Source organism: Methyloversatilis sp. XJ19-49 (genome assembly GCF_024580145.1).
In the GTDB taxonomy this organism is placed as follows: domain Bacteria; phylum Pseudomonadota; class Gammaproteobacteria; order Burkholderiales; family Rhodocyclaceae; genus Methyloversatilis.
On the sequence record NZ_JANINI010000017.1, the window covers coordinates 1 to 23,668 of the forward strand.

Here is a 23,668-nt window from a genome sequence, read left to right on the forward strand (position 1 = left end):
ATCGCGATGGAAGAAGGTCTGCGCTTTGCGATTCGCGAAGGCGGTCGTACGGTGGGCGCGGGCGTGGTTGCCAAGATCATCGCTTAAGCAGGTTGATGTGCCCCGGCCTGCGTGAGCCGGCCGGGGTCGCTCTTTCGCTCTTTAGGAAACAAAATGGCAAGCCAGAAAATCCGTATCCGTCTCAAAGCTTTCGACTACCGTTTGATCGATCAGTCGGCTCTTGAAATCGTGGATACCGCAAAGCGTACCGGTGCCGTTGTCCGTGGCCCGGTGCCGTTGCCCACGCGCATTGAGCGTTTCAACATCCTGCGCTCGCCGCACGTCAACAAGACGTCGCGTGACCAGTTCGAAATTCGCACCCATGTCCGTCTGATGGACATCATCGATCCGACCGACAAGACTGTTGACGCATTGATGAAGCTCGATTTGCCGGCTGGCGTTGATGTGGAAATCAAGCTTCAGTAAAAAGTAGTGCAGTCTTTTTCCGGCGTTCTTTTTGCCGGGCAAGGGTCACCGGAGGTTCCGGTGGCAGTTGAAACGAATCTCGGTCAATCGCAACCGGGATGAGGAGAATAAACATGACTTTAGGCCTTGTGGGTCGCAAGGTCGGCATGACGCGCATTTTCACCGATGACGGACAGACCGTTCCGGTGACAGTGGTCGATGTGTCGAACAATCGCGTCACCCAGATCAAGACAGCAGAAACCGACGGCTACTCGTCGGTGCAGGTTGCTTTCGGCAAGCGTCGCGCTACTCGCGTGAACAAGGCCGCAGCAGGCCACTTCGCCAAGGCAGGTGTCGAAGCAGGACAGGTGCTGCGCGAGTTCCGCGTCGACGCAGCCCAACTCGAACAGTTCAAGGCGGGTGACACCATCAGCCCGGCAGCTGTGTTTGCTGTTGGTCAAAAGGTGGACGTGACGGGTACGACGATCGGCAAAGGCTATGCAGGTGCCATCAAGCGTCACCACTTTTCATCAAACCGCGCGTCGCACGGCAATTCGGTCTCGCACAACTCTGCTGGCTCGATCGGCATGGCGCAAGATCCGGGTCGCGTGTTCCCAGGCAAGCGCATGGCCGGCCATCTGGGTGACGTCAAGCGCACCCAACAGGGCCTCGAAGTCGTGCGTATCGACGAAGCCCGTCAGTTGCTGCTCATCAAGGGCGCAGTTCCGGGTTCCAAGGGTGGTGACGTAATCGTCCTGCCCGCGGTCAAGGGCTGAGGAGAGCGCGATGGCTGAATTGAAAGTACTGAATGATGCAGGTCAGCAGTCGTCGACGGTGCAGGCACCCGACGCGCTGTTTGCCCGCGAATACAACGAAGCACTGGTACATCAGGTGGTGGTGGCGTATCAAGCCAACGCACGCCAGGGCACGCGTGCCCAGAAAGACCGTACTCTGGTTAAGCACACGACCCGCAAGCCGTGGCGCCAGAAGGGAACTGGCCGTGCGCGCGCCGGTATGTCCTCAAGCCCGCTTTGGCGTGGGGGCGGTCGCATTTTCCCGAATTCGCCTGACGAGAATTTCTCGCAGAAGGTGAATCGCAAGATGTATCGCGCAGGTATCGCCGCGATCCTCTCCCAGTTGGCACGCGAAGATCGCGTAGCCGTGGTCGAGAGCTTCAGCATCGACGCGCCCAAGACCAAGCTGCTTTCGAGCAAGCTCAAGGACATGGGGCTTGATTCGGTTCTGGTGATCACGGACGAGCTGGATGAGAACCTGTTCCTGTCGTCGCGCAACCTGCACAACGTGCTCGTGCTCGAGGCGCATGAAGCGGACCCGGTTTCGCTCATCCGTTTCGGCAAGGTGCTGATCACGCGCAACGCGATGAGCAAATTCGAGGAGATGTGGGCATGAGCAACTTTTCGCAGGAAAGGCTGATGCAGGTACTGCTCGCGCCGCAGATTTCCGAGAAGGCAACCTTCATCGCCGACCGCAACAATCAGGTGGTGTTCAAGGTTGCATCCGATGCGACCAAGCCGGAAATCAAGGCGGCGGTTGAATTGCTGTTCAGCAAGGGCGACAACAAGATCGAGGTGTTGTCGGTCCAGGTTCTGAACGTCAAGGGCAAGGTAAAGCGTTTCGGCCGCAGTTTCGGCCGGCGCAGTGACTGGAAGAAGGCATTCGTGTGCATAAAGCGCGGCCAGGACATCCAGTTTGCTGAAGGAGGAGTTGTCTGATGGCACTCGTCAAAGTCAAACCGACGTCGGCCGGCCGCCGTGCCGTCGTCAAGGTCGTCAATTCGAGCCTGTACAAGGGCCGCCCACTGGATTCGCTGACCGAAAGTCAGAGCAAGACGGCTGGTCGCAACAATCACGGACACATCACTACCCGTCACAAAGGTGGTGGTCATCGTCAGCAGTATCGTGTGATTGATTTCCGTCGCAACAAGGACGGCATCCCGGCGAAGGTTGAGCGTATCGAATACGATCCGAATCGTTCGGCGCACATCGCGCTGCTGTGTTATGCAGATGGTGAGCGTCGTTACATCATTGCGCCTAAGGGTCTTGTCGTGGGGCAGCAGTTGCTCAGCGGTTCCGAAGCACCGATCAAGTCGGGCAACACATTGCCGCTGCGCAATATCCCTGTTGGCTCTACTGTGCATTGCATCGAAATGATGCCGGGCAAGGGCGCGCAGATTGCGCGTGCTGCAGGCACCTCGGTCCAGTTGCTCGCGCGTGAAGGCAGTTATGCCCAGTTGCGGTTGCGCTCCGGTGAAATCCGTCGCGTGCATGTGGAATGTCGCGCTACGGTTGGTGAAGTCGGCAACGAAGAGAACAACCTTCGCAAACTCGGCAAGGCCGGCGCAACCCGTTGGCGCGGTGTCCGCCCGACTGTCCGCGGTACAGCAATGAATCCGATCGACCACCCGCACGGTGGTGGTGAAGGCCGTACCGGCGAAGGCCGTGTGCCGGTCAGTCCGTGGGGGCAGCCGACCAAGGGCTACCGTACCCGCAGCAACAAGCGCACGAGCAACATGATCGTGCAGCGCCGTTACAAGCGATAAGAGGTAGGCAATGGCACGTTCAATCAAGAAGGGCCCGTTCGTCGATGCCCACCTGCTGGCCAAGGTGGATACGGCACGCTCCTCCAACGACAAGCGCCCGATCAAGACCTGGTCGCGTCGTTCGACGGTGCTGCCCGATTTCATCGGTCTGACCATCGCGGTACACAACGGTCGTCAGCACATTCCGGTCTATGTTTCGGAAAACATGGTCGGTCACAAGCTCGGCGAGTTCGCGCTGACCCGGACGTTCAAGGGTCACACCGCCGGCAAGAAAGCCAAGAAGTAAGGAGCGATGACTATGGAAACCCGTGCAAATCTTCGCGGCGTGCGCCTGTCGGCGCAGAAAGGTCGGCTGGTTGCCGATCTCGTCCGCGGCAAACCGGTTGGTCAGGCTCTTAACATTCTGGCGTTCAGCCCGAAAAAGGGCGCCAAGATCATCAAGAAGGTCGTTGAGTCCGCAATCGCCAACGCTGAGCATAACGATGGCGCTGACATCGACAGCCTTAAAGTGAAGACCATCTACGTGGAAAAGGGCGCGGTGCTGAAGCGTTTCACCGCTCGTGCAAAGGGTCGCGGCAATCAGATCGTGAAGCAGACCTGCCACGTGTTCGTCACGGTTGGAGACTGAAGGTTATGGGACAGAAGATTCATCCGACCGGCTTCCGTTTGGCGGTCACGCACAACTGGACGTCACGCTGGTTCGCTTCGAGCAAAGACTTCAGCCGCATGCTGAATCAGGACCTCGAAGTTCGCGCGTTCCTCAAGAAGAAGCTCGCGCACGCTTCGGTGGGCCGCGTCATCATTGAGCGTCCGGCAAAGAACGCCCGCATCACCGTCTTTTCGGCTCGCCCTGGGGTCGTGATTGGGAAGAAAGGTGAAGAGATCGAACTGATCAAGGCACAGCTCGCCAAGATGATGGGGGTGCCGGTACATGTGAACATCGAGGAGATCCGCAAGCCGGAAATTGATGCTCAACTGATCGCGGACTCAATCGCCCAGCAGCTCGAAAAGCGGATCATGTTCCGTCGCGCAATGAAGCGTGCGATGCAGAATGCGATGCGTCTCGGAGCCCAAGGCATCAAGATTATGTCGTCGGGTCGCCTGAACGGCATCGAGATCGCTCGTCGAGAGTGGTACCGCGAAGGTCGCGTGCCTCTGCACACCCTGCGCGCTGACATCGATTACGGTACGTCGGAAGCCAAGACGACCTACGGTGTCATCGGTATCAAGGTCTGGGTCTTCAAGGGCGAGATGCTCGCCCGTGGCGAAGCCCCGGCGGTTACCGAGGAGAACGACAATGCACGCCGTCCGCGTCGTGATGGTCGCCGTCCGGAAGGCGATAACCGCCCGCCGGCAGGCCGTCGCCCGGCACGCGATGCCAAGCCCGAAGGTGCTGCCGCGCCGGCAGATGCCGACGTGAAGGGCACTTCGAAACGAGTCAGAAAGTCAGGAGCTAATAATGCTGCAGCCGGCGAGAAGGAAGTATCGTAAGGAGCAAAAGGGCCGCAACAAGGGCCTCGCCACCCGCGGCACGAAGGTTTCGTTCGGCGAGTATGGTCTCAAGGCAACTGCGCGCGGCCGTCTGACGGCTCGCCAGATCGAGGCGGCACGTCGCGCGATGACCCGCCACATCAAGCGGGGTGGTCGCATCTGGATCCGGATTTTCCCGGACAAGCCGATCTCGCAGAAGCCCGCCGAGGTTCGCATGGGTAACGGCAAGGGCAACCCGGAGTATTGGGTGGCCGAAATCCAGCCGGGCAAAGTGCTTTACGAGATGGATGGCGTCGACGAAGCCTTGGCGCGCGAGGCGTTCCGCCTCGCTGCGGCCAAGCTTCCGCTTGAAACCACCTTTGTCATACGACAACTGGGGTAAGTGATGAAAGCAAAGGATCTGCGGGTCAAAGACACCGCCGAATTGAATACGGAGCTGATCGAGCTTCTGAAGGCGCAGTTTTCCATGCGCATGCAGAAGGCCACCCAGCAGTTGACCAATACCAACCAGCTGAAGAACGTTCGCCGCGATATCGCTCGCGTGCGTACGCTGCTGCAGGAAAAGGCGAACGCGAAATGAGCGAGACCAATCAAAAGGTCAATCGCACGCTGGTCGGGCGTGTGGTCAGTGACAAAATGGAAAAGACCGTGACGGTCCTGGTCGAGCGCCGCGTCAAGCATCCGCTCTATGGCAAGGTCATCATGCGTTCGAAGAAGTATCACGCGCATGTCGAAGGCCTCGAGGCGCACGAGGGCGATCTGGTTCAGATCGTCGAGTGTCGTCCGATCAGCCGGACCAAGGCGTGGAAGGTGACACAGGTTATGGAAGTGGCACGAATCATCTGATTGGGCACGGGAGGGGCTTGCTCGCCTCCTCCCGGCATGCTATTGTTGCGTGCTGTGCTTTATCGAGCCTTGAATCTGTTGGGCTCGTCCTAAACCCTGACGGGTCCAAGACTGACCGCTCTTTGAGCGGGATAAGTTGGAGAAATTAAATGATCCAGATGCAATCCATCCTGAACGTGGCCGACAACACGGGCGCGCGGTCGGTGATGTGTATCAAGGTGCTTGGGGGTTCCAAGCGCCGCTATGCGGGCATTGGCGACGTGATCAAGGTCACGATCAAGGACGCAGCCCCCCGTGGTCGCGTAAAAAAGGGCGAAGTCTACAACGCTGTCGTCGTGCGCACCGCCAAGGGTGTCCGTCGCCCGGACGGTTCGCTTGTCAAGTTCGACAACAATGCTGCTGTGTTGTTGAACAACAAGCTTGAGCCGATCGGCACGCGCATTTTTGGGCCCGTCACGCGCGAGTTGCGTGGCGAGCGGTTCATGAAGATCGTGTCGCTGGCGCCAGAAGTCCTCTGAGGCCCGCGGGAGAATATTGATGGAAAAGATTCGCAAGGGCGACGAAGTTGTTGTGCTGGCCGGCAAGGATCGCGGACGTCGCGGAACCGTATTGCGCCGCGTTGATGAGCGTGCGGTGCTGGTCGAAGGCATCAACCGCGTCAAGAAGCATCAGCGTCCGAACCCGATGAAAGGCCAGCAGGGTGGCATCGTCGAGAAGGAAATGCCGATCGACATTTCCAACGTGGCGCTGTTCAACCCAGCCACCAGCAAGGGTGATCGGGTTGGTATCAAAACTCTTGAAGATGGTACGAAAGTGCGCTTCTTCAAGTCGAACGGCGAGTTGGTGAAGGCCTGAAGGCCTCTCCTCCGGCAGTCTGGGATAAGGAATGACGATGGCGCGCTTGCAGCAGTATTACAAAGAAGCCGTGGTGAGTGAGTTGACGACCCGCTTCGGCTACAAATCGGTGATGGAAGTGCCGCGCATCACCAAGATCACGCTCAATATGGGCGTCGGTGAGGCGATTGGTGACAAGAAGGTGCTTGAGCACGCTGTGGGCGATATGGTGAAGATAGCCGGACAAAAGCCGGTCATCACCAAAGCCCGCAAGGCGATCGCTGGTTTCAAGATTCGCCAGGGCTACCCGATCGGTTGCATGGTGACGCTGCGCGGTCCGCGCATGTTCGAGTTTCTTGACCGACTGATAACTGTGGCAATGCCGCGTGTTCGCGACTTCCGTGGTGTGTCCGGCAAGGGTTTTGATGGCCGCGGCAACTACAACGTGGGCGTCAAGGAACAGATCATTTTTCCCGAAATCGAGTACGACAAGATCGACGTGCTCCGCGGGATGAATATCAGCATTACGACCACCGCCAAGACCGACGAAGAAGCCAAGGCTCTTCTCGCTGCATTCAAATTCCCGTTCAAGAATTGAGGTTGCCATGGCCAAGTTGTCATTGATTAACCGCGAGAAAAAGCGTGAAAAGCTGGTCGCCAAGTTTGCCGCCAAGCGCGCTGCTCTCGAAGCAACCATTGCCGACATGTCGGCGAGCGATTCGGATCATGCATCCGCGCGCCTCAAGCTGCAGGCGCTGCCGCGCAACGCGAATCCGACCCGTCTGCGCAACCGTTGCGAACAGACCGGTCGTCCGCGCGGGGTGTTTCGCAAGTTTGGTCTGTGTCGCATGAAGTTGCGTGAAGCGGCCTTCCGGGGTGAAGTGCCCGGGATGGTCAAGGCTAGTTGGTAACAGGGGTACAAGATGAGCATGAGTGATCCGATTGCGGACATGCTGACCCGCATCCGCAATGCACAAATGGCGCAGAAAGGCTCTGTTGTCATGCCTTCCTCGAAGATCAAGGTTGCGATCGCCGGGGTGCTGCAGTCCGAAGGCTACATTGAAGGTTTTTCCGTCCGTGCAAACGGTCAGAAGGCCGATCTTGAGTTGGTGCTCAAATATTACTCGGGGCGTCCGGTCATCGAACGCATCGAAAGAATAAGCCGCCCCGGTCTCCGCGTGTATCGCGGCTCCGATGATCTTCCGCGTGTCATGAATGGTCTTGGTGTGGCCATCGTTTCGACGCCGCGCGGTGTCATGACCGATCGCAAGGCACGCGCCGAGAAGGTCGGTGGCGAAGTGCTCTGCATCGTGGCTTGAGGAAACTGACATGTCACGTATAGCGAAAAACCCGGTTGTCGTTCCTAAAGGTGTCACTGTTGCGCTGAATAACGGTGAGCTTTTGGTTAAGGGCCCGCTTGGGGAAATCAGTCGAGTCATCAATCCGGCGGTCGCGGTGTCCGTCGATGCTGCCGAAGTCCGCTTCGCTCAGATTGAAGGCAGGGAAAACACAAAGGCACTGTCCGGCACCATGCGCGCACTCGTTGCAAACATGGTTCAGGGCGTGACGCAGGGCTTCGAGCGCAAGCTCATGCTGGTCGGTGTCGGCTACAAGGCACAGGCTCAAGGCGACAAACTCAATTTGTCGCTTGGCTTCTCGCACCCCGTTGTGCATGAGATGCCTGCCGGTATCAAGGTAGAGACGCCTGTCCAGACGGAAATACGCATCAAGGGTATCGACAAGCAGCTGGTGGGTCAGGTTGCTGCCGAAATCAGGGCTTACCGCCAACCGGAGCCTTACAAGGGCAAGGGTGTCCGTTATTCGGATGAGGTGGTGGTAATCAAAGAGACGAAGAAGAAGTAGGGGTGACGAACATGGACAAGAATCAATCCCGTTTGCGTCGTTCCCGCCAGACTCGCGCACGGATCGCGCAACTGAAGGCAGTTCGACTGTCGGTTCATCGCAGCAACAGCCACATTTACGCCCAAGTTTATTCGGGCTGCGGTACTCGCGTCATTGCAGCTGCATCGACTGTGGAAGAGTCGGTGCGCAAAGAGTTGAGCAGTGGCGGAAACGTACAGGCAGCAACGCTGGTGGGAAAGCTCATCGCCGAGCGCGCACGCGCCCAAGGTGTCGAGCAGGTTGCCTTCGACCGTGGTGGATTCAAGTATCACGGCCGTATCAAGGCGCTCGCTGAGGCCGCCCGCGAAGGCGGTCTTAAGTTCTAACTGTTCAGGCAACTAAAGCGATGGCTAAACCACAACGCAAGCAACACCAGGCCCAGGAAGAACGCGATGATGGCCTGCGTGAAAAAATGGTATCGATCAACCGTGTCACGAAGGTGGTGAAGGGGGGTCGTATTCTCGGTTTCGCAGCTCTGACCGTCGTGGGCGACGGGGATGGCGGCATTGGCATGGGCAAAGGCAAGGCGCGTGAAGTGCCTGTTGCCGTCCAGAAGGCGATGGAAGAGGCGCGACGCAAGATGTCGCGCGTCAGTCTTCGCAATGGAAGTTTCCATCATCAGATCATTGGGCACCACGGTGCTTCTACGGTACTGATTCAACCTGCTGCGCCCGGCACGGGCATCATCGCAGGCGGTCCGATGCGCGCCGTGTTTGAAGTCATGGGCGTTACGGACGTGGTGGCGAAGTCGCTTGGTTCGTCCAATCCTTACAATCTTGTGCGTGCGACGCTGAATGGTCTTTCGCGCATGAGCACTCCGTCCGACATTGCTGCCAAGCGCGGCAAGACCGTTGCGGAAATTCTCGGCTGAGGTCGCACATGGCTGAAAAAACTCTGAAGGTTACGCTGATCAAGAGCCTGATCGGTCGCAAGCAGGATCACCGCGCAACGGTCCGCGGATTGGGCCTGCGTCGTATCAACCATACCGTCGTCCTTGAAGATACGCCTGCGGTTCGCGGCATGATCAACAAGGTGGTCTATCTGCTGAAGCTCGAGGCGTAAATGGAACTGAACGATATCAAGCCCGCTGAGGGCTCCAAGCACGCCCGTCGCCGTGTTGGTCGCGGCATCGGCAGCGGTTTGGGCAAGACGTGTGGACGTGGTCACAAGGGCCAGAAGTCGCGCTCTGGCGGTTGGAAAAGCGTTGGTTTTGAAGGCGGTCAAATGCCTCTCCAGCGCCGTCTCCCGAAGCGTGGGTTCAAGTCGCTTACGCGGGCACGTAATGCTGAGGTGAACTTGTCTTCGCTGTCGCGCCTGCCGGTCGAAGAGATCGATCTGCTCGTACTGAAGCAATTCAATCTCGTGCCGCGTGATGCGCTGGCTGCAAAGGTTGTTCTGTCTGGCGAGATCACTCGGAAGGTTGCGCTGCGCGGAATTGGTGCGACGAAGGGCGCGCGGGCTGCTATTGAAGCGGCTGGCGGCCAGGTCGGGGAGTAAGTTTTGGTCACTGCCGCCCAGCAGCCTGGTCGTAGCGCAAAATTCGGAGACCTATGGCGTCGCCTGTGGTTTCTTGCAGGCGCGCTTATCGTCTACCGACTGGGCGCGCATATACCTGTTCCCGGCATTGACCCTGCGCGTCTTGCAGAGTTGTTTCAGGGGCAGCAGGGCGGCATTCTTGGAGTGTTCAACCTGTTTTCCGGGGGCGCTCTTTCGCGATTCACGATTTTCGCGCTGGGGATCATGCCGTACATTTCGGCGTCGATCATCATGCAATTGCTCACGGTTGCTGTTCCGACACTTGAAGCGCTCAAGAAGGAAGGCGAAGCGGGACGCAGGAAAATCACGCAATACACGCGTTACGGAACGCTGGTGCTCGCGTTGTTTCAGGCAATCGGGATTTCGATTGCGCTTGAGTCACAGCCGGGGTTGGTGCTCGACCCGGGCTTGATGTTCCGATTCGTGACGATCTCGACACTAGTAACCGGCACGATGTTTCTGATGTGGTTGGGCGAACAGATTACCGAACGCGGTGTTGGTAACGGGATCTCGATAATCATTTTTGCAGGAATCGCAGCTGGTCTGCCAGGTGCTATAGGCGGCTTGCTTGAATTGGTGAACACCGGGGCGATGCATGAACTGACGGCCTTGTTCATCGTGGCGCTCGTCATTGCGGTGACTGCTGTGGTGGTCTTTGTCGAACGTGGTCAGCGCAAGATTCTGGTCAACTACGCGAAGCGCCAGGTGGGGAACAAGGTATACGGCGGGCAGAGTTCGCATTTGCCTTTGAAGCTCAATATGGCGGGCGTCATACCGCCGATTTTTGCATCGTCGATCATTTTGTTCCCGGCGACGTTGGCTGGTTGGTTCGCCACGACTGAAAGCACGCGTTGGCTCAAGGACCTCGCGGCGACGCTTTCTCCCGGTCAGCCGGTGTATGTACTGTTGTACGCGGCTGCCATTGTGTTTTTCTGCTTCTTTTACACGGCGCTGGTTTTCAACGCCAAAGAGACTGCAGACAACTTGAAGAAGAGCGGCGCCTTTGTGCCCGGTATCCGTCCTGGTGAGCAGACTGCGCGCTACATCGACAAGATTCTTACGCGCCTTACGCTGGTGGGCGCGGTTTACATAACGCTAGTGTGTCTGCTTCCGGAGTTTCTGATCCTTAAATGGAACGTGCCGTTTTATTTCGGCGGCACGTCGTTGCTGATCATCGTCGTGGTTACGATGGATTTCATGTCGCAGGTTCAGGCCTACGTCATGTCGCATCAGTACGAAAGTTTGTTGAAGAAAGCAAATTTCCGCGGGACTGGATTCCCGACGCGCTAGGTATTTATGTCCAAGGAAGATGTCATTGAAATGCAGGGAGAAGTTGTTGAAACCCTGCCTAATGCGACGTTTCGCGTGAAGCTCGAAAATGGACACGTGGTTCTCGGGCATATTTCCGGAAAGATGAGGATGCATTACATCCGGATTCTTCCCGGAGACAAGGTAACGGTGCAGCTCACGCCTTATGACCTCACAAAAGGTCGCATCGTGTTTCGCGCCAAGTAAGTCGGCGTTTGGTTCAGCTGGAGAAATAGGATGAAAGTCCAAGCTTCTGTAAAGCGCGTTTGCCGCAAGTGCAAAGTGATTCGTCGCCACGGGGTTGTGCGTGTCATTTGCGCGGATCCACGTCACAAGCAGCGTCAAGGTTGACGCCAGCTAGTGGTTTTTGATAAAATTTAAGGTTTCGCTTTTCGGGGTGACTGCATGGCCCGTATCGCCGGCGTAAACATTCCTAACCACCAGCACACCGAGATCGCGCTCACCGCGATCTTCGGCGTCGGTCGGTCCCGCTCACAAAAGATCTGTGACGCTGCCGGGGTAACCCGCACCGCCAAGATCAAAGACCTCTCGGAGGCCGAAATGGATCGGCTGCGGGAAGAGGTCGGCAAGTTCACGATTGAAGGTGACCTTCGTCGCGAAGTGACGATGAACATCAAGCGCCTGATGGATCTCGGGTGCTACCGCGGTGTTCGTCATCGTCGCGGCCTGCCGCTTCGTGGTCAGCGTACCCGCACGAATGCACGTACCCGCAAGGGGCCGCGCAAGTCGATCTCCGGCGGCAAGAAGTAAGCGCCCGCTAACAGGACACGATCATGGTCAAGAGTGCTGCAAAAGTAAGGAAGAAAGTCAAGAAGAACGTCGCGGAAGGGATCGCGCACATTCACGCTTCTTTCAATAACACGATCATCACGATCACCGACCGCCAGGGCAATGCGCTGTCATGGGCAACTTCTGGCGGCGCTGGCTTCAAGGGCTCGCGCAAAAGTACACCTTTTGCAGCGCAGGTTGCTGCCGAAGCTGCTGGCAAGGTGGCCGTTGAGTGTGGCGTGAAGAATCTGGAAGTGCGCATCAAGGGGCCTGGCCCCGGCCGCGAGTCGGCTGTGCGTGCGCTCAATGCGCTCGGTATCAAGATTTCGTCGATTACCGATATCACGCCGATCCCGCACAACGGCTGCCGCCCGCCCAAGCGCCGGCGTATCTGAGAGGAAGTAGAGAATGGCTCGTAATCTCGACCCGAAATGTCGTCAGTGCCGTCGTGAAGGCGAAAAGCTCTTCCTGAAGGGCGAAAAGTGCTTCACCGACAAGTGCGCGATCGAACGTCGGTCCTATGCGCCCGGGCAGCACGGACAGAAATCTGGGCAGCGCCTGTCCGGTTTCGGTCAGCAGCTACGTGAAAAGCAGAAGATTCGCCGCATCTACGGCGTTCTCGAGCGCCAGTTCCGCCGCGTGTATGCAGAGGCCGTGCGTCGCAAGGGTCAGACTGGCGAAAATATGCTGCAGCTGCTGGAAAGCCGCTTGGACACCGTCGCCTATCGCATGGGTTTCGGCGCATCGCGTGCCGAATCGCGCCAGGTGGTGCGTCACAACGGTGTTCTGGTGAACGGCAAGCGCGTGAATATCCCGTCGTACGAAGTGCGTCCGGGCGACGTGGTCGAGTTGACCGAACGCGCCAAGGCCCACCTGCGTTCGAAGGGTGCGCTTGAAGCCCAGGCGTCGCGTGGCTTCCCGGACTGGATCGATGTCGATTCGAAGGCGGCTCGCGGCGTGTTCAAGGCTCTGCCGGCCCGCACCGACCTCCCGTCGACGATCAACGAAAGTTTGGTTGTCGAACTGTATTCCCGCTGATCGCGTGTGCGATCAGCTCGCTGACGTCACTGAGGACTGCAGATGCAAAGCAATGCTCTCTTGAAACCGCGCATCATTGACGTACAAAATCTTTCACCGGCTCACGCACGTGTTGTGATGGAGCCGTTCGAGCGCGGATTCGGGCACACGCTGGGCAACGCGCTCCGCCGCATTCTCCTGTCGTCCATGCCCGGCTTCGCGCCGACTGAAGTGCAGATTGAAGGTGTGCTGCACGAGTACTCGACGCTCGATGGCGTTCGCGAGGATGTCGTCGACATCCTGCTGAACCTTAAGGGCGTCGTGCTCAAGCTGCACAATCGATCCGAAGCGTATCTTCGCCTGTCGAAAACGGGTGAGGGTGTCGTGACGGCGGGCGATATCGAAGTCACGCATGACGTCGAGATCGTCAATCCGGAACATGTCATCGCCCACGTTGCACCGGGTGGCAAGCTTGAGCTCCAGTTCAAGATTGAACAGGGCCGCGGCTATGTTCCTGGCACGCTGCGTCAGCACACGTCGGAAAGCAAGGCGATTGGCCATATCCTGCTGGACGCGAGCTTCAGCCCGGTTCGCCGAGTGAGCTACTCGGTAGAATCGGCGCGTGTCGAACAGCGTACGGACCTTGATCGTTTGGTGATGGACGTCGAAACCAACGGTGCGGTGGAGCCTGAAGAAGCGGTTCGCTATGCGGCACGTGTGCTGGTGGATCAGCTGTCGATCTTCGCTGAACTTGAAGGTACTGCGCCAGCTGTTGAAGCCCGTCGTCCGGCGCAGATCGATCCGATCCTGCTCCGCCCGGTTGATGATCTCGAATTGACGGTTCGCTCTGCCAACTGTCTGAAGGCCGAGAACATCTATTACATCGGCGATCTGATTCAGCGTACCGAGAATGAGTTGCTGAAGACCCCGAATCTGGGTCGCAAGTCGCTCAATGAAATCAAGGAAGTGCTCGCTTCGCGCGGCCTGACGCTTGGCATGAAGCTCGAGAACTGGCCGCCGGCGGGTCTCGATCGGGGTTAAGCCCCAGCCGGGTTTGCCCGGTCACAATATGAACCGGCCACTTGCCTGACCCGCGGTGGCCGCATAATTTTACGGAGTCATCATGCGTCATCGTAACGGTCTCAGAAAACTCAATCGCACCAGCTCGCATCGTGAAGCGATGTTTCGCAATATGGCAGTGTCGCTGCTTCGTCATGAAGCAATCAAGACCACTGTGCCGAAAGCCAAGGAACTGCGTCGCGTCGTTGAGCCGCTGATCAATCTCGGCAAGACACCCAATCTGTCGAACCGTCGTCTCGCTTTCTCGCGCCTGCGTGATCGCGAAGTCGTGTGCAAGATTTTCGACGTTTTCGGCCCGCGTTATGCAACCCGCAACGGTGGCTATCTCAGCATTCTGAAGATGGGGTTCCGCCAGGGCGACAACGCACCGATGGCGTTCGTTCAGTTGATGGATCGTCCGGACGTCAGCGACGAGGCGGTTGAAGTCGCCGAGTAAGTTGCATTTGTCGAAATAAAAAAAGCCTCGCTGTGCGAGGCTTTTTTATTTCTGTTCCGTTCCGTTTTTATACGATTCAAGCGGAAGCTGCGTTCGGTGCATTCCGCGAAAGCGGTGCAAATTGATCTATCCGTTGTGCCAGTACTTCCCTGAACACTTCGCCCAGCATGACCAGTACTGCGCCCTCGGGGGCGCCGTTCGTCCCAAGCAGTTCCGACACCGGTCGCTCCGCAAGGCTGGATAAGGTGGTCAAGCATTCGCGTGACGACGGAAGACTGGCGTTTTCGATGAGTGCCACGGGCGTGTCTGAAGCTCGCCCGCAAGACAGCAGTTCGTGCGCGATGGCCATTGAGTCGTGCGACGCCATGTAGAGCGCCAATGTCGGCACGTCGGCATTCGCCCGCACAGCCTGCGAGGGACTTTCGCCTGCGCCAGCGCGCGGCGTGAGCAACGCGACGGAGCGTGACAGGCCGCGCCGCGTCAAGGAAACCCGCAACTGGGCGCAGGCGGCACTCGCTGCCGTGATGCCGGGCACCACTTCGTAGTCGATGCCAGCTTCCGCGAGGGCATCCATCTCTTCATGGGCGCGGCCGAAAAGCATCGGATCGCCACCCTTCAGGCGAACAACAACGGAATGCGTGCGGGCGGCGTGTATCAGTTGCTGGTTGATGAATCGCTGTGCGGTCGAATGCCGACCGCAGCGTTTTCCAACTGAAATACGTTTTGCCCGGCTTGCGAGGGCCAGCACATCCTCACCGATGAGCGCGTCGTGCAGCACGACATCGGCCTCGGCAAGCAGCCTTGCGGCGCGCAGCGTCAGCAGATCGGCCGCACCGGGGCCCGCACCGACCAGCCACACCTTGCCGGCCAGTTTCGAGTCAGTCGCCTTTGACATGCAGACCGCACTCCTTGCTTTCCGGGTTCTCCCACCACCAGCGACCCGCGCGGATGTCCTCGCCGGGCGATATTGCACGCGTGCAGGGCTGGCAGCCGATGCTGGGGAAGAACTGTTCGTGCAGTGCGTTGTACGGCACGCCTTCGGTCTGGATGTAAACCCACACCTCGCGCTCAGTCCAGTCGGAGAGCGGATTGAATTTCTCGATCCCATGCGCCTCGTCAAACTCGCGCAGCGGAAGGTCGGCGCGCGTGGTGGACTGCTGCGCCCGCATGCCGGTAATCCACGCCCTCTTGCCTGCCAACGCACGCTTCAGTGGTTCGACCTTGCGCATGCCGCAGCAGGCTTTGCGCAGTTCGACCGAGTCGTAGAAGGCGTTGATGCCGTGCTTGCGAGCGTATTCCTCCACTGCCTCATGGCGCGGAAACCAGATGGCCGGGTGTGCACCATAGTGCCTTTCGGCCTTTGCCATCAGGTCATAGGTTTCGGCAGGCAGCCGGCCGGTGTCGAGGGTGAAGATTTCGATGTTGATGTCGTGCCTCTGAATGAGGTCGGTCAGCAGCATGTCCTCGGCGCCCATGCTGCTCGCAAAGCCGATCGGCTGAAACTCGGCTGCGGCACGGCGCAGCCGGTCGATCGCTGCCGTGGTCTTTTCGGCCACCTTCACGCGCAACGCGTCGGTCACGTTCGGGTGGATCATCGGATTACTCATGCGTCAGCTCCCGGCGCTGCGCGCCGTCGAAACACCGGTGGCTGGCCGTCGGTCGAGGTCTGGTACGGCGCCGTGAAGTCCTTCAGTGCGCCGATGCAGCGTTCCGCCTTTTGATCGGCGCGCAGCAGATAGGCGTCAAAGCCGCAGCGATGGAAGAAAAACATCTGGTCGCGCAGCACGTCGCCAAGCGCCCGCAACTCGTTCCGGTAGCCAAATCGGGTGCGCAGGATGAAGGCTATCGAGTATCCGCGGCCGTCGATGAACTTCGGGAAGTTCACGCCGATCAGCGGCAGTCTGTTCAAGTTCCCGCCCAGACTTTCTGCCAGCTCGGCAGGCTCCTCGTGGCTGTCGAGCCAGACGCCGATCTCGCCGTCGTCGGCGCGTGTGGCCAGTTCGTCGCGCCGGCGGAGCCACACCGACAGCGGCAGCAGTACTTTGCCAGCCGGAATGTCGCAGGCGGAAATCACGTCGTCCGACGCCGCCTTTTCGCCGGTGAGCTTGAACAGCACCACCTTGCCGGCCGACTTGCGCACGGGTTCCTGCGATTCGGGCAGCCGCACCCAGGTCCAGTCGTCGGCCACCACTTCCGTGCCGCGGATCAGTTCAGCCATGAGTCACCTCGGCCTTCTTCGTGGATTCGCCGTAGACGCTTGCCTTGAACGGCGCCATGCCGAGGCGGCGCACGGTATCGATGAAGCGCTCTTCCGGGGTGCGTTGTTCGACGTAAGTTTCGACCAGCTTCTTGATGACGCCAGGCACCTCTTCGGCCGCGAACGACGGGCCGATGACGTCGCCCAGCGAAGTCCGGTTGCCCTGCGAGCCGCCGATCGACACCTGGTACCACTCGGACCCGGTCTTGTCGACGCCGAGAATGCCGATGTGGCCGACGTGATGATGGCCGCAGGAATTCATGCAGCCGGAAATGTTCAGTTCCAGGTCGCCGACGTCGTACAGGTAGTCAAGATTCTCGAACGCTTCCTGGATCGCCTGCGCGATCGGGATAGACTTTGCGTTGGCCAGCGAGCAGAAATCACCACCCGGGCAGCAGATGATGTCCGTCAGCAACCCGATGTTGGGCGTCGCGAGTCCGTGCGCGCGGGCGCCCAGCCAAAGTTCGTATAGGTCGGCCAGCGCGACATCGGCCAGCACCACATTCTGTTCGTGCGACACACGCAGTTCGCCGAAGCCGTAACGGTCCGCCAGATCGGCCAGCGCGTCCATCTGCTCACAGGAAATATCACCCGGGGCGATACCGGTCGGCTTCAACGACAGCGTCACCGCGCGGTAGCCCGGCCGCTTGTGCCCGCGCACGCAGCGCGATACCCAGCGGGCGAAAGCGGGATCGGACGCGAGTTTCGCGTCGAAGCCTGCGTCGGTTTCCGGGAGAACAGGTGCCTCCGGATCGGTGAATGCGGCGCGCGCGCGATCAAGTTCGGCCTGCGTCACGGTGGCGATGCCATCGCGCTCGAGCTGCCACTCTTCATCCACCTGGCGCGCGAACGCTTCGGCGCCGATGGCCTTCACCAGAATCTTGATGCGTGCCTTGTAGGCGTTGTCGCGACGACCATAGCGGTTGTACACGCGCAGAACAGCGTCGAGATAGGTCGGCAGGTGCTGCCAGGGCAGGGCTTCATGGATAACGCTGCCCAGTATCGGCGTGCGGCCCATGCCGCCGCCGACAATGACGCGGGCCAGCACATCACCCTTTTCGTCGCGGTACAACTGCAGGCCCACGTCGTGAGCGTAGGTCACGGCACGGTCTTCAAGCGTACCGCTGACGGCAATCTTGAACTTGCGCGGCAGAAAGGCGAATTCCGGATGGAAGGTTGACCACTGGCGCAGCACTTCGCAGTACGGGCGCGGGTCGACGATCTCATCCGGCGCAACGCCGGCGAACGGGTCGGTCGTGATGTTGCGGATGCAGTTGCCCGAGGTCTGGATGGCGTGCATTTCCACCGTGGCCAGTTCGGCGAGGATGTCGCCGGTGTCTTCGAGCTTCGGCCAGTTGAACTGCATGTTCTGCCGGGTCGAGAAATGGCCGTAGCCGCGGTCGTAGCGGCGACCGATGTCGGACAGCTTGCGCAACTGCATACTCGACAGCATGCCGTACGGGATGGCGACGCGCAGCATCGGCGCGTGACGTTGTATGTAGAGCCCATTCTGCAGGCGAAGCGGCCGGAACTCGTCGTCCGACAGTTCGCCGGCGAGGTTGCGCTGCAACTGGTCCCGGTACTGCGCGACACGCTCGAGCACCAGCGTGTGGTCATATTCGTCGTAGCGATACATGGATGCGATCTTCCGTCCGTCGGCGCCCGCCGGCAGGCCGGGTCGCCGTGTCAATGATTCAGCCTAGAAGGTTCAGGCTCAGCTTGCCGCCAATGCCGAACAGCATGGTCGCCAGCAGCGGTCGAAGAAAACGCTCCGGCAAGCGTGCGGCCACCTGGCTGCCGATCGCGATGCCGGGCAGCGATCCGATGAGCAGCGCTCCCAGCAGCGCCCAGTCGACGTTGCCGAGCCACCAATGCCCGAGCCCGGCAACCAGCGTGAGCGGCACGGCGTGGGCGATGTCGCTGCCGACAATGCGCACCGCCGACAGGCGTGGGTAGAGAAATACCAGTGCTGCTGTCCCCAGTGCGCCGGCGCCGACCGAAGAGATTGTGACCAGCACGCCGAGTATGGCGCCCGTAGCCACCGTCAGTGCATGCAGATTGCGCTCCCGCCATTCACGTATACCCGGCCTTTCGGCCACTGACTGCAGCCTCTTGCGAAACAGCAATGCAAAGGCCGTCAGCACAAGCGCGATTCCGAGCGTACCGCTGATGATCGATGCACTGCCATATGCGGAGCCGGAATGCGTCGATAACCACCACAGTGTCAATGCCGCCGCCGGTACGCTGCCGGAACCCAGCCCGGTCACGATGCGCCAGTCCACAGTCTGATTGCGCCCGTGCACCAGCGCGCCACCGGCCTTGGTCAGTGCTGCATACAGCAGGTCGGTGCCGACGGCTACCGCTGGGTGAATGCCGAACAGCAATACCAGCAGCGGCGTCATCAGCGAGCCGCCGCCCACACCGGTCAGGCCGACGATGGCACCGACGAAAAAACCTGCAATGGAATAGCCGAACTCCATGGTGATGTATATCTAGAGTTTAGATGCGCGCGGAAAGGCTGCAGCTTAGTGGGATAGCAAGATAATCGGAAATGCTTTGAAGTAAGATTAAAATCACTTCCAGTGCTAAAGGCCGCCCATGAACCTGCAACAGTTGCGTTATGTCGCCGAAGTCGCCCAACGCAACCTGAATGTGTCGGAGGCAGCGCGGGCGCTGCACACCTCGCAGTCCGGCGTGTCTCGGCAGATCAGCTTGCTGGAATCAGAACTGGGTGTCGACGTGTTCATCCGGCAGGGCAAGCGGCTGGTGGCGATGACGCGCCCGGGCGAAGAAGTGGTGGCCATAGCGCGGCGCATGCTGCGCGACATTGGTGCCCTGCGGCAGGTGGGTGAAGAATACGCGGTCGGTGAGCGCGGTCGGCTGACCATCGCCATGACGCACACGCAGGCGCGCTACGTGCTGCCGCGCATCCTGCCGGAGTTCATGCGTACCCACCCCGAAGTAAGGGTCGCGCTGCATCAGGGCAATCCGACGCAGTGCTGCGAATACGTGCTGTCCGGCGAGGCCGATCTGGCAATCGCGACCGAAGCGATCGACGAGTACGACCAACTGGTCAGCCTGCCCTGCTACCAGTGGAACCGCTGCCTGATTACGCCGCCGGGCCATCCGCTGCTCGATCAGACGCCGCTGACGCTGGCGGCCATCGCCGAGTGGCCCCTGATCACCTACGACTTCGCCTTCACCGGCGGTTCGACCGTCAATCGCGCCTTCGCCGCACAGTCGCTGTCGCCCAACATCATGCTCAGCGCCATCGATGCCGACATCATCAAGACCTATGTCTCACTCGGTCTGGGCGTCGGCATTGTTGCGCAGATGGCGTTCGACCCGGAGCAGGACCGCACCTTGCGCGGAATCGACTGTGCCCATCTTTTCGAGCCGAGCACCACCCGCATCGGCCTGCACCGCAACGCCTGGCTGCGCGGCTACACCTACGATTTCATCGAGCAGTTTGCGTCCGCGCTGAGCCGTGAAGTGGTCGATCAGGCGCTCGGCCGCGGCTGAATGCCTTCACGAGGCGGTAACCTCGGGCGGCGACAGTGCTGGCACCGACTTTCCGGGCTTGCCGCCATGACCGAACTTCACGCAGATCCGCTTCATCCGCTGGTGCTCGATGCCGACACCGGTGTTGCCGAACTTGCAGGGGTGCGTTATCTCGCCAGTCAGCCGGTGCAGGCCAAGGACGGTCGTACCGTGCTCTACCTGACCGAAGCATCTCGGCCGATGCACCTTTTCAAGTTCGTCGGTCCGGCCGCCTCCAGCGGTGCACTCCCCCACGGCACGCTGTATGTTGCCAGCCTGGGTGGCGATGGCACATGCGAAGGGCACGGCCGGTGGCTGCCTCTGGTGCTGGCGCGCCATGGACTGTCGGTACGCGACGGCTACGACAGCCTGCAGGCAATCCTGGCCGACCCGGCCGATGCCGCCTGCCGTGCCGGTGCGTCGCGTATCGAAGGACTGTTTGCACCTCATGCACGCAACGACGGCGGTGTCTTGCTGCAATGCGATCATGCGACACCGGCACTCGCCTGGCGCGAGGCGCTGGGTGACGCGGCAAGCCTCAGCTTTGCGTGGCACAGCGCGGCTGCAGAGGAAAGCGTCGCCACAAATCTTCACCTTCAGCGCATCGGCAGCGCTGCTGCGCGCTTGCGCGGTTAAGGCGGCTGCAGTCGGCCGTTTGCCCGCAGCCGCCGTGACATGGTCACGGTGCCGCCCGTCGGACGACTTCTATAATCCGAAGTCGATCCGCATTCCCGTATTCCATGAAACGTCATCTCTGGTCACTGATTGCATCGATCCTGTTTGCAGGCGCACTGGCAACTTCGACGGCCTATGCTGCTGATGAGGCCAGTCGCTATTACGAAGACGCTCTGGTGCGCTACGAGCGCAAGGATGATGCCGGCGCGATCATCCAGCTGAAAAATGCGCTGAAGGCCGATCCCGGCCTGCTGTCCGCACACATGCTGATGGGCCGGGCAGCCCTGCGCAAGGGAGACTTCGCGTCGGCCGAGGTCGCGCTGCGCGAAGCCCAGCGCAGGGGCGCATCGCGCGCCGAATACATCGTTCCGCTGGCGAATGTGCTGCTGGCGATCGGCCAGCAGAAGGAACTGCTCGAAACCCTGCAGCCTGCTGATCTTCCCCCCGGCATCCGGTACGAACTGCTGCTGCTGCGCGCCCGGGCCCATCAGGAAACGAGCCAGTACGCGCAGGCCATCGCAGTCATCAATGAAGCGCGCGCGCTCAATCCGAACGCGGCGGCCGCGCCGGCGTTGCATTCGCGCATGGCACTGGAGGCCGGGCGCGCCGAAGAGGCTGCGGCGCTCGCCGAACAGGCGACCAACCTCGGACCTGCCGATACCGATGCCTGGGCGGCGCGTGCCGCCGTTGCTTACGCCTCCAGTCAGCTGCAGGTGGCGCTCGAGCACTACGACCGTGCGTTGAAGCTTGCCCCCGACAACCGCGAAGCGCTTCTCGGTCGAAGTTCCGTGTTGATGGATCTCGGGCGCATGCCGGAAGCCAAGATTTCGCTGCTCGCATTGTCAAAGGCGGACGTGAACGAGCCGCGTTCCGCCTATCTGCGCGCCGTGATCGCAGATCTCGAAGGCGATCGAGATGGTGCCAGGAAGCTGCTCGGCGAAGTGGTGGGCCTGATTGATCCGTTGCCGCGCAGCGCATTGACCAGCCGCTCGCACCTCGCGCTGATCGCCGGACTGGCCCATCAGAGCCTGGGCGGAGCGGTCAAGGCGAAAGAATATTTCGAACTGCATGTCCGGTTCTTCCCGGCGCAGCCTGCCGCACGCAAGCCGCTGGCTTCGTTGCAGATCGCCGGCGGCGATCCGGCGTCGGCCATCGTGACACTCGAGCCGCTGGTGCGCAGCGGCACCCGCGACCCGGAAGTGCTGGTGTTGATGGCCAGTGCCTACGGCAAGCTCAAGCGGCATGAACGCTCGACCGAACTGCTCGAAGAAGCGGCGAAGCTTGGCAAGTCGTCCGAGGTCCAGACCTCGCTCGGCCTGAGTCTGCTCGGGTCCAGGCAGACACAGGAGGGCCTTGCGCAGCTGCGCGATGCGCTCAAGCAGGACCCGGGGCAGAGCCGGGCCAGCATGGCGCTTGCACTGACGGCACTGCGCGAGCAGCAGCCGAAGCGCGCAGCCGAACTGATGGAGGCTGTGGTCAAGCGCGAACCCGACAATCTTGCCGCCTTCAATGTACTGGGCGTCGCACGCGCCGCGGCTGGCGAATTTGCGGCGGCACGCAAGGCCTACGAAATGGCGCTGTCGAAGGACAGGAATTTCGACAGCGTCAAACTCAACCTGGTGAAGCTCGATCTCGCCGAGGGCAGGCCGGCCGACGCACGACGGCGGCTCGATGCACTGCTCAAGGAAAAGCCCGACCACGCTGCCGCATTGTTCGAGCGGGCGCAGCTCGATGCGCGGGAGAAGCGCTTCGCCGAGTCGATACGCGGCCTGGAAACGCTGCGCGACAAGCACCGCAAGCACGTTGACGGTCAGATCGCCCTGATAGAGATGTATGTCCAGACCGGTGCGCTGGACAAGGCGCTTGAAGTGGCCAAGGACAGCAGTCCGAGTCAGCCGGGTTATCTCGCGGTGCAGGCGGCGCTGGCGCGTGTGCAACTGGCGCGCGGCGACGGGGCCGGTGCCCGCGCAACCCTGACTTCGATGACGCGGGTGGCGGATTTCGATGCGGTCGCCCAGTTCCGGATTGCTCGCCTCCAACTTTTGGCGGGCAATCCGTCCGGCGCCGCGTACAGCATCGAAAAGGCGCTGCAGGGAAATCCGGATTTCGTGCCGGCGAAGATCATGCAGGCTGAACTGCTGTTGGGAGAAGGGGCGCTGGACAAGGCGGATGCGCTCGCGCAGGCGCTGGTCCGGGGCGCGAATGCCCCGCCGGATGCCTTCAAACTGGCCGGCGACGTGGCGTTCGCGCGCCGCCAGTGGCCGGACGCCATCGGCCACTACGGAACGGCGCTCGCGCGTGGCGCGGGCGTCGCAGTCGCCGGACGTCTGTACGAGGCGCACCGCCGGGCCGGCAACGCGGCGCAGGCGAAAGCGTCGGTCGAATCGCTGGTGCGCGCCCGACCGCGTGACCTGGAGATGAAATTGCTGCTGTCGCAGGCGCAGACCGACGCCGGTCAGTTGCGCGAAGCGAAGCTGACGCTGGAAACCGTGCTGAAGGCGGGTGAATCGGCACCCGTGCTGAACAATCTGGCCAATCTTCAGTGGCAGCTCAAGGATCCCGTTGCGCAGCAGACCGCCGAGCGCGCATTCAAGCTTGCGCCGGGTGATCCCCTGATACTCGATACGCTGGGCTGGATTCTGGTGCAGAAGGCGCAGCTCGATGCCGGTCTGCGTCATCTGCGCGAAGCGCGCCTGCGTGATCCCGCGAATCCTGAAATCCGTTACCACCTCGCCTGGGCGCTGGCCAAATCGGGGCGCAAGGCGGAAGCACGCCAGGAACTGGAAGCTGCGCTGCAGTCCGGCCGTTCATTCCCGGAGATCGAAAACGCGCGCGCGCTCAGGACTGAACTGGGTGCCTCCTGAACGGTGTCGGATATATTTACACCACACATTTTTGCAGTTATCAAGCTGTTGTTTTTATTGAGTATTTAAAACTGGCCTCGATTTTGCTA

37 protein-coding genes and 1 pseudogene are annotated in these 23,668 nt (G+C 60.3%); 33 read left to right on the plus strand and 5 right to left on the minus strand.

Annotated features, from left to right (window positions below):
- The 30 genes and pseudogenes from NMQ16_RS17135 to rplQ all read left to right on the plus strand — a co-directional run.
- Positions 1–87, plus strand: a pseudogene (locus tag NMQ16_RS17135) (elongation factor Tu); the annotation flags it as partial.
- A gap of 66 nt (positions 88–153) precedes the next feature.
- Positions 154–465: a 30S ribosomal protein S10 gene (rpsJ, locus tag NMQ16_RS17140; protein WP_069039299.1), complete on the plus strand. Its 312-nt coding sequence runs from the start codon at positions 154–156 to the stop codon at positions 463–465.
- A 113-nt stretch (positions 466–578) separates the two neighbouring features.
- A complete protein-coding gene (gene rplC / locus NMQ16_RS17145; RefSeq protein WP_069039300.1) occupies positions 579–1,220 on the plus strand; it encodes a 50S ribosomal protein L3 in 642 nt (213 codons plus the stop codon).
- 10 nt (positions 1,221–1,230) lie between these two features.
- A complete protein-coding gene (rplD, locus tag NMQ16_RS17150; RefSeq protein ID WP_257082171.1) occupies positions 1,231–1,854 on the plus strand; it encodes a 50S ribosomal protein L4 in 624 nt (207 codons plus the stop codon).
- Entirely contained in the window at positions 1,851–2,177 is a 327-nt protein-coding gene (gene rplW, locus NMQ16_RS17155; protein WP_257082172.1) for a 50S ribosomal protein L23, read from the plus strand. Before rplD ends, rplW begins: the two co-directional genes overlap by 4 nt.
- Positions 2,177–3,004 carry a 50S ribosomal protein L2 gene (gene rplB, locus NMQ16_RS17160; protein WP_257082173.1) on the plus strand — a complete coding sequence of 276 codons (828 nt, stop codon included), beginning with the start codon at positions 2,177–2,179 and terminating at the stop codon, positions 3,002–3,004. Before rplW ends, rplB begins: the two co-directional genes overlap by 1 nt.
- A gap of 10 nt (positions 3,005–3,014) precedes the next feature.
- Complete coding sequence (gene rpsS / locus NMQ16_RS17165) at positions 3,015–3,290, plus strand: 30S ribosomal protein S19 (protein WP_069039304.1); 276 nt, start codon at positions 3,015–3,017, stop codon at positions 3,288–3,290.
- A gap of 12 nt (positions 3,291–3,302) precedes the next feature.
- Positions 3,303–3,632: a 50S ribosomal protein L22 gene (gene rplV, locus NMQ16_RS17170; protein ID WP_069039305.1), complete on the plus strand. Its 330-nt coding sequence runs from the start codon at positions 3,303–3,305 to the stop codon at positions 3,630–3,632.
- A gap of 5 nt (positions 3,633–3,637) precedes the next feature.
- On the plus strand, positions 3,638–4,495 hold the full coding sequence (gene rpsC / locus NMQ16_RS17175) for a 30S ribosomal protein S3 (RefSeq protein ID WP_069039306.1): 858 nt from the start codon (positions 3,638–3,640) through the stop codon (positions 4,493–4,495).
- Positions 4,464–4,877: a 50S ribosomal protein L16 gene (gene rplP, locus NMQ16_RS17180; RefSeq protein ID WP_069039307.1), complete on the plus strand. Its 414-nt coding sequence runs from the start codon at positions 4,464–4,466 to the stop codon at positions 4,875–4,877. The genes rpsC and rplP overlap by 32 nt, the downstream gene beginning before the upstream one ends.
- A gap of 3 nt (positions 4,878–4,880) precedes the next feature.
- Positions 4,881–5,075: a 50S ribosomal protein L29 gene (gene rpmC / locus NMQ16_RS17185; RefSeq protein WP_257082271.1), complete on the plus strand. Its 195-nt coding sequence runs from the start codon at positions 4,881–4,883 to the stop codon at positions 5,073–5,075.
- Positions 5,072–5,341 (plus strand): 30S ribosomal protein S17, encoded by a 270-nt coding sequence (gene rpsQ / locus NMQ16_RS17190; protein ID WP_257082181.1) that lies wholly within the window; start codon positions 5,072–5,074, stop codon positions 5,339–5,341. The genes rpmC and rpsQ overlap by 4 nt, the downstream gene beginning before the upstream one ends.
- 149 nt (positions 5,342–5,490) lie before the next feature.
- Positions 5,491–5,859, plus strand: coding sequence for a 50S ribosomal protein L14 (gene rplN, locus NMQ16_RS17195; RefSeq protein ID WP_069039310.1), 369 nt, complete (start codon positions 5,491–5,493; stop codon positions 5,857–5,859).
- Positions 5,860–5,878: 19 nt separating this feature from the next.
- On the plus strand, positions 5,879–6,196 hold the full coding sequence (gene rplX / locus NMQ16_RS17200; protein ID WP_257082182.1) for a 50S ribosomal protein L24: 318 nt from the start codon (positions 5,879–5,881) through the stop codon (positions 6,194–6,196).
- Positions 6,197–6,233: 37 nt separating this feature from the next.
- Entirely contained in the window at positions 6,234–6,773 is a 540-nt protein-coding gene (gene rplE / locus NMQ16_RS17205; RefSeq protein WP_257082184.1) for a 50S ribosomal protein L5, read from the plus strand.
- 7 nt (positions 6,774–6,780) lie between these two features.
- Entirely contained in the window at positions 6,781–7,086 is a 306-nt protein-coding gene (rpsN, locus tag NMQ16_RS17210) for a 30S ribosomal protein S14 (protein WP_257082185.1), read from the plus strand.
- A gap of 12 nt (positions 7,087–7,098) precedes the next feature.
- The gene (gene rpsH / locus NMQ16_RS17215) at positions 7,099–7,494 is read left to right on the plus strand and encodes a 30S ribosomal protein S8 (protein WP_069039314.1); all 396 of its coding nucleotides are present in this window, start codon (positions 7,099–7,101) and stop codon (positions 7,492–7,494) included.
- Positions 7,495–7,504: 10 nt separating this feature from the next.
- Entirely contained in the window at positions 7,505–8,038 is a 534-nt protein-coding gene (gene rplF, locus NMQ16_RS17220; RefSeq protein ID WP_257082186.1) for a 50S ribosomal protein L6, read from the plus strand.
- Positions 8,039–8,049: 11 nt separating this feature from the next.
- Entirely contained in the window at positions 8,050–8,403 is a 354-nt protein-coding gene (rplR, locus tag NMQ16_RS17225; RefSeq protein WP_257082187.1) for a 50S ribosomal protein L18, read from the plus strand.
- Positions 8,404–8,423: 20 nt separating this feature from the next.
- On the plus strand, positions 8,424–8,948 hold the full coding sequence (gene rpsE, locus NMQ16_RS17230; protein ID WP_069039316.1) for a 30S ribosomal protein S5: 525 nt from the start codon (positions 8,424–8,426) through the stop codon (positions 8,946–8,948).
- Between the two features lie 8 nt (positions 8,949–8,956).
- Positions 8,957–9,139 (plus strand): 50S ribosomal protein L30, encoded by a 183-nt coding sequence (gene rpmD / locus NMQ16_RS17235; RefSeq protein ID WP_069039317.1) that lies wholly within the window; start codon positions 8,957–8,959, stop codon positions 9,137–9,139.
- A complete protein-coding gene (gene rplO / locus NMQ16_RS17240) occupies positions 9,140–9,574 on the plus strand; it encodes a 50S ribosomal protein L15 (protein ID WP_069039318.1) in 435 nt (144 codons plus the stop codon).
- A 3-nt stretch (positions 9,575–9,577) separates the two neighbouring features.
- Positions 9,578–10,903, plus strand: coding sequence for a preprotein translocase subunit SecY (gene secY / locus NMQ16_RS17245; RefSeq protein WP_257082188.1), 1,326 nt, complete (start codon positions 9,578–9,580; stop codon positions 10,901–10,903).
- 6 nt (positions 10,904–10,909) lie between these two features.
- Complete coding sequence (infA, locus tag NMQ16_RS17250; protein ID WP_018413356.1) at positions 10,910–11,128, plus strand: translation initiation factor IF-1; 219 nt, start codon at positions 10,910–10,912, stop codon at positions 11,126–11,128.
- A 30-nt stretch (positions 11,129–11,158) separates the two neighbouring features.
- Positions 11,159–11,272 (plus strand): 50S ribosomal protein L36, encoded by a 114-nt coding sequence (gene rpmJ, locus NMQ16_RS17255; protein WP_083224033.1) that lies wholly within the window; start codon positions 11,159–11,161, stop codon positions 11,270–11,272.
- A gap of 54 nt (positions 11,273–11,326) precedes the next feature.
- A complete protein-coding gene (gene rpsM, locus NMQ16_RS17260; RefSeq protein ID WP_069039320.1) occupies positions 11,327–11,692 on the plus strand; it encodes a 30S ribosomal protein S13 in 366 nt (121 codons plus the stop codon).
- A gap of 23 nt (positions 11,693–11,715) precedes the next feature.
- Positions 11,716–12,105: a 30S ribosomal protein S11 gene (rpsK, locus tag NMQ16_RS17265; RefSeq protein WP_008061749.1), complete on the plus strand. Its 390-nt coding sequence runs from the start codon at positions 11,716–11,718 to the stop codon at positions 12,103–12,105.
- Between the two features lie 13 nt (positions 12,106–12,118).
- Positions 12,119–12,748, plus strand: coding sequence for a 30S ribosomal protein S4 (gene rpsD, locus NMQ16_RS17270; protein ID WP_257082194.1), 630 nt, complete (start codon positions 12,119–12,121; stop codon positions 12,746–12,748).
- A 42-nt stretch (positions 12,749–12,790) separates the two neighbouring features.
- Entirely contained in the window at positions 12,791–13,768 is a 978-nt protein-coding gene (locus NMQ16_RS17275; RefSeq protein ID WP_069039322.1) for a DNA-directed RNA polymerase subunit alpha, read from the plus strand.
- A gap of 82 nt (positions 13,769–13,850) precedes the next feature.
- Positions 13,851–14,243: a 50S ribosomal protein L17 gene (gene rplQ, locus NMQ16_RS17280; protein WP_257082195.1), complete on the plus strand. Its 393-nt coding sequence runs from the start codon at positions 13,851–13,853 to the stop codon at positions 14,241–14,243.
- A gap of 76 nt (positions 14,244–14,319) precedes the next feature.
- On the opposite strand, the gene cobA is transcribed toward rplQ, so the two are convergent.
- The 5 genes from cobA to NMQ16_RS17305 are packed head-to-tail and all read right to left on the minus strand — an operon-like array spanning position 14,320 to position 18,980.
- Positions 14,320–15,102: a uroporphyrinogen-III C-methyltransferase gene (cobA, locus tag NMQ16_RS17285; protein ID WP_257082196.1), complete on the minus strand. Its 783-nt coding sequence runs from the start codon at positions 15,100–15,102 to the stop codon at positions 14,320–14,322.
- Between the two features lie 19 nt (positions 15,103–15,121).
- On the minus strand, positions 15,122–15,850 hold the full coding sequence (locus NMQ16_RS17290; RefSeq protein WP_257082197.1) for a phosphoadenylyl-sulfate reductase: 729 nt from the start codon (positions 15,848–15,850) through the stop codon (positions 15,122–15,124).
- A complete protein-coding gene (locus NMQ16_RS17295; RefSeq protein ID WP_257082198.1) occupies positions 15,847–16,461 on the minus strand; it encodes a DUF934 domain-containing protein in 615 nt (204 codons plus the stop codon). Before NMQ16_RS17295 ends, NMQ16_RS17290 begins: the two co-directional genes overlap by 4 nt.
- Positions 16,454–18,136 (minus strand): nitrite/sulfite reductase, encoded by a 1,683-nt coding sequence (locus NMQ16_RS17300; RefSeq protein ID WP_257082199.1) that lies wholly within the window; start codon positions 18,134–18,136, stop codon positions 16,454–16,456. Before NMQ16_RS17300 ends, NMQ16_RS17295 begins: the two co-directional genes overlap by 8 nt.
- A gap of 58 nt (positions 18,137–18,194) precedes the next feature.
- Positions 18,195–18,980 (minus strand): sulfite exporter TauE/SafE family protein, encoded by a 786-nt coding sequence (locus NMQ16_RS17305; protein WP_257082200.1) that lies wholly within the window; start codon positions 18,978–18,980, stop codon positions 18,195–18,197.
- Between the two features lie 118 nt (positions 18,981–19,098).
- Here NMQ16_RS17305 and NMQ16_RS17310 point away from each other — a divergent pair, with 118 nt between their 5' ends.
- The 3 genes from NMQ16_RS17310 (at position 19,099) to prsT (ending at position 23,579) form a co-directional block, all read left to right on the plus strand.
- Positions 19,099–20,022, plus strand: a complete 924-nt coding sequence (locus tag NMQ16_RS17310; RefSeq protein WP_257082201.1) for a CysB family HTH-type transcriptional regulator — start codon at positions 19,099–19,101, stop codon at positions 20,020–20,022.
- 66 nt (positions 20,023–20,088) lie between these two features.
- A complete protein-coding gene (locus NMQ16_RS17315) occupies positions 20,089–20,676 on the plus strand; it encodes an alkaline phosphatase PhoX (RefSeq protein WP_257082202.1) in 588 nt (195 codons plus the stop codon).
- Between the two features lie 104 nt (positions 20,677–20,780).
- A complete protein-coding gene (gene prsT, locus NMQ16_RS17320; protein ID WP_257082203.1) occupies positions 20,781–23,579 on the plus strand; it encodes an XrtA/PEP-CTERM system TPR-repeat protein PrsT in 2,799 nt (932 codons plus the stop codon).
- The last annotated feature ends 89 nt before the right edge of the window (positions 23,580–23,668 follow it).